General features: G+C 64.6%; 1 protein-coding gene. It reads left to right on the top strand.

The genetic code is table 11. The annotated features are described in order from the left end of the window. Positions 1-468 precede the first annotated feature (468 nt). Positions 469-720: hypothetical protein (locus tag A5622_RS30315; RefSeq protein ID WP_232003023.1), on the top strand; the 252-nt coding region annotated here is incomplete at its 3' end.

Below are 720 nucleotides of genomic sequence, written 5' to 3'. Positions count from 1 at the left end.
GCCCGTTCCCGGCGTTGCAGAGCGACTTCCGGTATCTGCTGATGCCGGCGCAGCCCCCGGTGGCTGGCTGACATGGGCTACATGGAGCGGAGAATCCGCGTCTACTTATGTGACCGCTGCGGGGAATGCCGCCAAGCCGAGGGAACCGAACCCGTCCCTGCCGGCTGGATGCAATTGCTGTATGGGCCGGATGTGCCTCTCGTTATCTCGTGCGCAGCCAACAAAACTGCGGAACTCGGCCGGACAATCAAACCGGATTGGCTGTGCGTCGACTGCGCATCGTGGCTGCGCAAATTCCTTGAAGGCCGCAAGGTTGCCGACTAACACCGGCGACAGCGCTCCCACATTCTCCCCTTCTGGTGGCGTTGATCGCCCGCCGGTGAGCGGCTCCCGTCAACCCTCGCCGACCATGCGTGGAATGCCGCCGCCAGAAGGGGACCCCCAACGAAGCGGAAGGTGTTCGCGGCTATGGGATTAGCGGAACGCCTCGGCGACTTCACCCGCAACGGGTTGTCCGGGTCGTTGCAGCATTCCCGCCACAGTTGGGACAGGTTGCCGCCGGATTCGATCCACGCGTCGAACGTGGCGCGGTCGTCGTCGTTGAGCTGGTCGTACCAGGCGCACACCCCGCAGCCGATGCGGCTGCGGGTGAAGTCGCCGAGGCGTTCCGCTAATCCCATAGCCGCGAACACCTTCCGCTTCGTTGGGGGTCCCCTTCTG

Source organism: Mycobacterium sp. 1245801.1 (genome assembly GCF_001673055.1).
Taxonomy (GTDB): Bacteria; Actinomycetota; Actinomycetes; order Mycobacteriales; family Mycobacteriaceae; genus Mycobacterium; species Mycobacterium europaeum_A.
This window is presented reverse-complemented; position numbering and strand designations above follow the sequence as displayed.